This window comes from Allokutzneria sp. NRRL B-24872 (genome assembly GCF_002155965.1).
Classification (GTDB): domain Bacteria; phylum Actinomycetota; class Actinomycetes; order Mycobacteriales; family Pseudonocardiaceae; genus Allokutzneria.
In genome coordinates this window covers 1-495 of record NZ_MUMH01000475.1, presented here as the reverse complement: position 1 = coordinate 495, position 495 = coordinate 1, and the positions used below count along the sequence as shown (strand labels likewise).

Below are 495 nucleotides of genomic sequence, written 5' to 3'. Positions count from 1 at the left end.
CAACGAGTTCTGCGTTCTCTCAACCCGTTGCCCCTGAACGGGTTCAGCCCGCCATGGCCTTCATCAGCTCCTGCCGGAAAGGACGCAGCCCGCGCACCGAGTTCCACCCGAGCACGCCGGTCAGCTCCCCGGCGCGACGGTAGGTCGCGATGAACGAGCCTTCGGCGGGGGCGCCCTCGACGACCTCCAGCTCATCGCCGGGCAGCGGCCAGCCGAACATCTGGAGCTTGGTGTCGTACTGGTCGGACCAGAAGTACGGCAGCGGCCGGTATTCCTGTTGCGTGCCAAGGAGGTTCACCGCCACCGACATCGCCTGCTCGGTGGCGTTGGTGCGGTGCTCCAGGCGAATCCGGCCGAGCACGGGGTGCTCCCACGAAGCCACGTCGCCCACCGCGTACACCCCTGGCGCCGCCGAGCAGTGCGCGTCGCACAGCACACCTGACGCGTCAACGGGAATGCCGCTGCCGTCAAGCCACTCGGTGACCGCCGTGGAGC

At 68.5% G+C, this 495-nt stretch carries 1 protein-coding gene; it reads right to left on the bottom strand.

The annotated features are described in order from the left end of the window. Positions 1 to 43: 43 nt before the first annotated feature. Positions 44 to 495: oxidoreductase C-terminal domain-containing protein (locus CCN37_RS38775; protein WP_305764734.1), on the bottom strand; the 452-nt coding region annotated here is incomplete at its 5' end.